At 42.3% G+C, this 7,026-nt stretch carries 9 protein-coding genes; 2 read left to right on the top strand and 7 right to left on the bottom strand.

The features are described from left to right. Positions 1 to 213: RNA-binding protein RbpC (gene rbpC, locus BHV72_RS06770; protein WP_286855376.1), on the top strand; the 213-nt coding region annotated here is incomplete at its 5' end. A gap of 92 nt (positions 214 to 305) precedes the next feature. Here rbpC and BHV72_RS06765 read toward each other — a convergent pair. Then, entirely contained in the window at positions 306 to 1,076 is a 771-nt protein-coding gene (locus tag BHV72_RS06765; protein ID WP_005679114.1) for an ABC transporter ATP-binding protein, read from the bottom strand. Beyond that, positions 1,073 to 1,816 (bottom strand): MlaE family ABC transporter permease, encoded by a 744-nt coding sequence (locus BHV72_RS06760; RefSeq protein ID WP_005679113.1) that lies wholly within the window; start codon positions 1,814 to 1,816, stop codon positions 1,073 to 1,075. The genes BHV72_RS06765 and BHV72_RS06760 overlap by 4 nt, the downstream gene beginning before the upstream one ends. Positions 1,817 to 1,891: 75 nt before the next feature. Between BHV72_RS06760 and lptB the strand changes: the two genes are divergently transcribed. Beyond that, the gene (gene lptB / locus BHV72_RS06755) at positions 1,892 to 2,653 is read left to right on the top strand and encodes an LPS export ABC transporter ATP-binding protein (protein ID WP_005679112.1); all 762 of its coding nucleotides are present in this window, start codon (positions 1,892 to 1,894) and stop codon (positions 2,651 to 2,653) included. Positions 2,654 to 2,734: 81 nt separating this feature from the next. Here the strand turns inward: lptB and der are convergent, their stop codons facing one another. The 5 genes from der to BHV72_RS06730 form a co-directional block, all read right to left on the bottom strand. Next, a complete protein-coding gene (gene der / locus BHV72_RS06750) occupies positions 2,735 to 4,048 on the bottom strand; it encodes a ribosome biogenesis GTPase Der (protein WP_005679111.1) in 1,314 nt (437 codons plus the stop codon). A 47-nt stretch (positions 4,049 to 4,095) separates the two neighbouring features. After that, the gene (gene era, locus BHV72_RS06745) at positions 4,096 to 4,977 is read right to left on the bottom strand and encodes a GTPase Era (protein WP_005679109.1); all 882 of its coding nucleotides are present in this window, start codon (positions 4,975 to 4,977) and stop codon (positions 4,096 to 4,098) included. 88 nt (positions 4,978 to 5,065) lie between these two features. Then, on the bottom strand, positions 5,066 to 6,046 hold the full coding sequence (locus BHV72_RS06740) for a beta-ketoacyl-ACP synthase III (protein ID WP_286855371.1): 981 nt from the start codon (positions 6,044 to 6,046) through the stop codon (positions 5,066 to 5,068). Between the two features lie 88 nt (positions 6,047 to 6,134). Further along, entirely contained in the window at positions 6,135 to 6,320 is a 186-nt protein-coding gene (gene rpmF, locus BHV72_RS06735) for a 50S ribosomal protein L32 (protein ID WP_002562387.1), read from the bottom strand. A 12-nt stretch (positions 6,321 to 6,332) separates the two neighbouring features. Then, on the bottom strand, positions 6,333 to 6,911 hold the full coding sequence (locus tag BHV72_RS06730) for a YceD family protein (protein WP_005679794.1): 579 nt from the start codon (positions 6,909 to 6,911) through the stop codon (positions 6,333 to 6,335). Positions 6,912 to 7,026 lie beyond the last annotated feature (115 nt).

Below are 7,026 nucleotides of genomic sequence, written 5' to 3'. Positions count from 1 at the left end.
GTTAAGGAAGGAGATCTGCAACAAGTGATGGAAGATTACGGAGCAGTATCATCAGTTAAAGTTGTTATGGACCGTGAAACCGGTAGATCCAAAGGATTCGCTTTCATCGAAATGGAAGACGATGCTGCCGCTGCCAAGGCTATTGCTGAATTGAACGGAGCCGAGTACATGGGCCGTACCATGGTAGTTAAAGAAGCTAGACCTAGAGCTTAATTGCCGACGCTAATATAGCTAAGAAAAAAAGAAACTTCTGCCACTCGATGACAGAAGTTTTTTTATAGCCTAATTTCCAACTATATCCGGTCTCAGCCCTCCATACTTTGTACTTCAAGGTCTTTCACCTTGCGAAGTAAATCCGAAGCAAAGATAAAGTTATTCAGACGTTCGTTGGTAGAAGTGAATATATCGTCTTTAGTTCCTTCCCATTCTTTATGTCCTTCATAAATATAAATCACCTTTTCACCGATTCCCAATACAGAATTCATATCATGTGTATTAATAATGGTAGTCATGTTATATTCCTGGGTAATATCGTGAATCAGATCGTCAATCACTAACGAAGTTTTCGGGTCTAGTCCCGAGTTCGGCTCGTCACAGAACAGGTATTGTGGATTCAAAGCAATAGCACGAGCAATAGCTACACGTTTCTGCATACCGCCACTGATTTCTCCGGGAAACTTATCTTTTGCCTCGGTCAGGTTGACACGGTCCAAGCAGAACATGGCCCGCTTAGTACGTTCGCGTAAGGTGTCATTACTGAACATATTCAAAGGGAACATCACATTATCCAACACCGACAAGGAATCGAAAAGTGCGGCACTCTGGAAAATCATTCCCATTTCCTTACGAAGCATCTTCTTCTCCTTCTTCCCCATCATCACGAGATTTCGACCGTCATACAGAACTTCACCCTTCTCCGGAGTAAGCAGCCCCACGATACATTTCATCAATACCGTCTTGCCGGAACCACTCTGACCGATAATAAGGTTTGTCTTCCCATTCTCAAAGGTCGCATTGATATCACTCAATACCGTCTTATCGTCAAACGATTTATAAAGTCCTTTAACCTCAATCATCCCATCAAAAGTTTAGTTAATATCAAATCCGCAAACAGAATCAAAACACTACTGGACACTACGGAATCCGTGGAAGCCTTTCCCACAGCAATAGAACCGCCTTCCACCGTATATCCGAAAAAGGCGGATACACTTGCAATAATAAAGGCAAAGAAAAGAGATTTGATAATACCTGCCCAGATAAACCATTCATTAAACATATACTGCAAACCATATTCAAGATCGACAGCATTCATGACTCCGGCAAACCAACAAGTACAAAAGGCCCCTATTATACCGGCAAAGATACTGAATGTCACCAATATAGGAATCACGGTCACCATAGCCGCAATCTTAGGCAGTATCAGATAGTTGGCAGAATTAACTCCCATAATTTCAAGCGCATCAATCTGCTGCGTCACCCGCATCGTTCCCAACTCCGAAGCAATATTCGACCCCACTTTCCCCGCAAGAATCAGACACATAATAGAAGAAGAAAACTCCAGTAACATAATTTCGCGGGTCACATATCCCACCGTCCAGCGGGGCATCCACGGACTTTCAATATTCAACTTAATCTGAATGGTAATAACCGCGCCGATGAAAAACGAAATCAACAACACGATTCCGATGGAGTTCACACCTAGCTGCTCCAACTCGTTAAGGTATTGTCGGAAAAACATCCGCATACGTTCCGGGCGGGAAAAAGTCCGTCCCATCAGCATGAAATATCTTCCGACGGTTCTCAATGCTTTTATCATAACTCACACTATTTGTCTGCAAATGTACATTATTTCGGCTTATTTTTACTACATTTGCCGCAAAATAACTAGAATATGGAAGAAAGCAAGATGGTGCTCCGCACGGAAGACTTGGTTAAGAAGTACGGTAAACGAACCGTTGTAAGCCATGTTTCCATTGATGTGAAGCAAGGTGAGATTGTGGGTTTGCTGGGGCCGAACGGTGCCGGTAAGACGACTTCATTCTATATGACCGTGGGGTTGATTACCCCCAACGAAGGACGCATTTTCCTCGACGATTTGGAGATTACCAAATATCCTGTTTACAAACGGGCACAAACCGGTATCGGCTACCTCGCTCAAGAGGCTTCCGTATTCCGTCAGATGAGTGTGGAAGATAATATCGCTTCCGTTCTGGAAATGACTAACAAACCTAAAGAATATCAGAAGGAAAAACTTGAAAGCCTGATTGCAGAATTTCGCCTTCAAAAAGTACGCAAAAACAAAGGTAACCAACTATCCGGAGGTGAACGCCGCCGCACGGAAATCGCCCGTTGCCTTGCTATCGACCCGAAATTCATCATGCTCGACGAACCTTTTGCCGGTGTCGACCCGATCGCCGTAGAAGATATCCAGCAAATTGTATGGAAGTTGAAGGACAGAAATATCGGTATCCTGATTACCGACCACAATGTGCAGGAAACATTGAGTATTACCGACCGTGCCTACCTGTTGTTCGAAGGCAAGATTTTGTTCCAAGGCACACCGGAAGAACTGTCTGAGAATCAGATTGTACGTGAAAAGTATTTAAGTAACAGCTTTGTATTGCGCCGTAAAGATTTCCAATTGGAGAAATAAGAATGACTGAAGATTCACCTCTAACAATAAAGAAAAACACCCGAAAACATTATGTTTTCGGGTGTTTTTCTTTATTGTTGTTTATTTCTGTCGAATATAAATATTAATCGGGGTACCTGTCAGATTCCACTTCTCACGCATCTTATTTTCCAGGAAACGCTTGTAGGGCTCCTTCACGTACTGCGGCAAGTTGGCAAAATAAACAAACGAAGGAACTTGTGTATTCGGCAACTGCGTAATATACTTAATCTTGATATACTTACCTTTGTTTGAAGGGGGAGGATACGCCTCAATCAACGGAAGCATTTCCTCATTCAAACGTGCGGTTGGTATTTTTGTCGTACGATTCTCATATACATTACGGGCTTCTTCAAGCACCTTCAAGATACGTTGCTTGGTCAATGCAGAAGCAAATATAATCGGAAAATCCACAAAGGGAGCAAAACGTGAACGAACAGCTTCTTCAAACGTTTTCTGCACTTTCACAGATTTATCCTCCACCAGATCCCATTTATTTATCACGACAACCAATCCTTTCTGATTCTTTTGAATCAGGGAGAAGATATTCAGGTCCTGACTTTCGATTCCTCTCGTGGCATCCAGCATCAGAATACATACATCCGAACCTTCAATGGCACGAATCGAACGGATCACAGAGTAGTATTCCAAATCCTCATTCACCTTATTCTTCTTACGGATACCGGCGGTATCCACCAGATAAAAATCAAATCCGAACTTATTGTAGCGGGTATAGATAGAATCACGAGTCGTTCCGGCAATCTCGGTCACAATGTTACGGTCTTCACCGATAAATGCATTTACAATAGAAGATTTACCGGCATTCGGACGTCCCACCACTGCAAAACGAGGTATCTCATCATCCAAAATTTCCGAGGATTCCTTCTTGAACTTACCGACAATCAAGTCCATTAAATCACCCGTACCACTTCCTGTAATCGCAGAAATACAATACGGATCGCCCAATCCCAATTTATAGAATTCCGGAGCATTATATTGTAACTCGTTATTATCTGTCTTGTTGGCAACTACAATCACCGGACTGTTGGCACGACGCAGGATAGTCGCCACCTGCATATCCAGGTCGGTCACTCCATTCATCACATCCACCACAAACAGAATCACATCCGCCTCGTCCACAGCCAGCAACACCTGCTTTCTGATCTCTTCTTCAAAGATATCGTCCGAGTTTACCACCCATCCTCCGGTATCCACCACAGAGAACTCACGGCCCAGCCATTCCGACTTGCCATACTGCCTGTCACGGGTTGTTCCCGCTTCTTCATTCACAATAGCCCGACGCGACTTCGTCAGACGGTTAAATAAGGTAGACTTGCCCACATTGGGGCGTCCTACAATTGCAACTAAATTACCCATAGTTCAATACCTTGTTTTTCACGACTATCACAGTCGCATGAATACTTTTAATCTAACTGATAACCAAAATTACGTAATTCCTTATCCGAACTACGCCAATCCTTATCCACCTTCACATACGTTTCCAGATAAATAGTCTTTCCAAAGAAACGTTCCAGTTCACGACGCGCTTCAGTAGCCACTTTCTTCAGCGCCTTTCCCTGTTTGCCGATAATGATTCCTTTCTGCGAATCACGCTCCACATAGATCACTGCCCGGATATGGATTTTCTTCGCTTCTTCCTTAAACTCCTCTACGGCTACTTCCACCGAATAAGGAATCTCCTTGTCGTAGTACAATAGAATCTTTTCGCGGATAATCTCATTCACAAAGAAACGGGCAGGCTTATCCGTCCACTGATCCTTTCCAAAATAAGGAGGAGAATCGGGTAGCAATTCCTTAATCCGCTTCATCACATAATCTACATTAAACTTGGAGGCGGCAGAAATAGGAATAATCTCGGCTTGCGGAAGCAATTCCTTCCATTCCTCCACCAGCTTAACCAGCTTTTCTTGATCGGTGAGGTCAATTTTGTTTATGAGCAGCAGGACAGGTACCGTCATTTGACGCACCTTTTCCATAAACTCATTATTCTTATCCGGTGTCTCTACCACATCAGTCACATAAAGTAAAATATCCGCATCCGTCAGTGCTGAAGTAGAAAAATTCAGCATTGATTCCTGTAATTTGTAGTTAGGCTTCAATACTCCCGGAGTATCAGAAAAAACAATCTGCATCTCATCCGTATTATAGATCCCCATAATCCGGTGACGAGTAGTCTGCGCCTTGAAAGTAGCAATCGAAATACGCTCACCTACCAAAGCATTCATCAATGTCGACTTTCCGACATTCGGATTTCCTACGATGTTTACAAAACCAGCTTTATGCATTTCTCTTTATATTTTATTGGTTGAGACAAAAAAACGCATCGAATCGAAATAGGATGCGTTTTTGAGTGTTATAGTTCAGTAACTTACGTTACGATTCCTTTTTTCCGTCATAACCCCACTTCACGTAAACGGCTCCCCATGTAAATCCGGCGCCGAATGCAGTGAAAATAATGTTATCACCTTTCTTGAGTTTATCCTCAAAATCCCATATACATAAAGGAAGAGTAGCAGCACTTGTGTTACCATAGTGTTCTATATTTACCAGTACTTTATCCATCGGCACTTCCATGCGATGAGCCACAGCCTCGATAATCCGGACATTTGCCTGATGCGGCACAATCCAGTTGATGCTGTCTTTCGTCAGTCCGTTCTTTTCTGCAATAGCAGCCGACACGTCCGACATACTGGAAACAGCATACTTGAACACTGTTCTTCCTTCCTGATGCAGATAGTGCATTTTGTTGTCTACCGTGAAATAAGACGGAGGACAAACCGAACCACCAGCTTTCATGTGGAGGAAAGGCAATCCTTTACCATCAGTTCTTAGTATCGAATCCATGATACCGTAATCTTCCGTAGTCGGTTCCACCATAAAAGCAGCAGCACCGTCACCAAAGATAACCATTGACGACATCTTATCGGCACCGACAATGATAATTTTCTTATATCTTCCCGAACGAATGAAATTAGCAGCCGTTTCCATCAAATACAGGAAACCACTACAAGCCGCCTGCAGATCAAAAGCAAACGCATTTTTCAGTCCGAGTTTATCGCAAAGAATAGAAGCGGTAGAAGGGAAGTGATAATCAGGAGTAGTAGTAGCAACAACAACCAAATCAATATCGTCGGGATTAGCACCAGTCTTTTTCATCAACTGCTTGGCGGCCTTGCGAGCCATGTATGAGCTACCTAATCCTTCCTCATTCAGAATATGTCTTTCCTTTACTCCGATACGAGTCATAATCCATTCATCGTTGGTATCTACCATTTTAGATATCTCGTCATTAGTCAAGATATAATCGGGTACATATCCTCCAACTCCTGTGATTACTGCATTTATTTTTTCCATCAAACCTATTTTAAATTAGCAATACTATAATACTTAAAGCAGCCGGAGAGCATCACCCTCAGGCTGTTTTTCAGTATAACTGTACTAATTATACAGCTGCTTCTTTCTCAATAGCGAGCTTACCTCTGTAATATCCGCAAGCACCACACACTGTGTGATATACATGCCATTCTCCGCAATTCGGACAAATAGCCAATGTAGGAGCTACTGCCTTATCGTGAGTTCTTCTCTTCGCTGTTCTTGTTTTCGATTGTCTTCTCTTAGGATGTGCCATTTTCTTAAAACTTTAATTATTATCTAATATTTTTTTTAATTCATTCCAGCGAGGATCAATTTGTTCCTCCACTTCCTCTTCAATTACGATATCGTCTCCTCCAGTGTCGAAAACTTCATCGCTATCCTCGTTCGCATTTGTCTTCAAATGCTTGCTCAATTTACTAGTCATAGCTTTATTGCACTTACCCGGAGCGTGTACATGCTTCATTGGGATGGAGAGTGCTATAAACTCATACATGAACCATGCAACGTTGATTTCTCCTTCTTCTTCGGGAATCACAATCAGGTTCTCACCTTCCTCTGCATATTCATGTCCAAACTTCACCATCAGTTTATCAGAAGAACTGATCGGTAGTTCCATATCATCCAGACAACGATCACACGGTACCCATACCATTCCGTCGGTCTGAAAGCTCAATTCGAAAGCGCGAGAGGTTCTTTTCACGTTCAAAGTTACATTTACTTTTCCCTTTTGAACTTCAGGACCATCAATGTGAGCGAAATAAAGGTTATCCAATACAAACTCATACTTAGCAGAGTCTGTCTGCATTCCTTTCAGATCAATTTTGTATTTATCAAATTTTCCCAAAGCTTCTCTCTTTTTTAAATCGTTAGCTTACAATTCGGGCGACAAAGATACAAATAAATATCCTCATAACATACAAATTATCAGTAAATATTCACTTTTTTAATAGGTATTATGA

This window comes from Bacteroides sp. 43_46 (assembly GCF_001915455.1).
GTDB lineage: Bacteria > Bacteroidota > Bacteroidia > Bacteroidales > Bacteroidaceae > Bacteroides > Bacteroides caccae.
The sequence above is the reverse complement of the archived record's forward strand: the minus strand, read 5'-3'. Positions and strand labels throughout refer to the sequence as shown.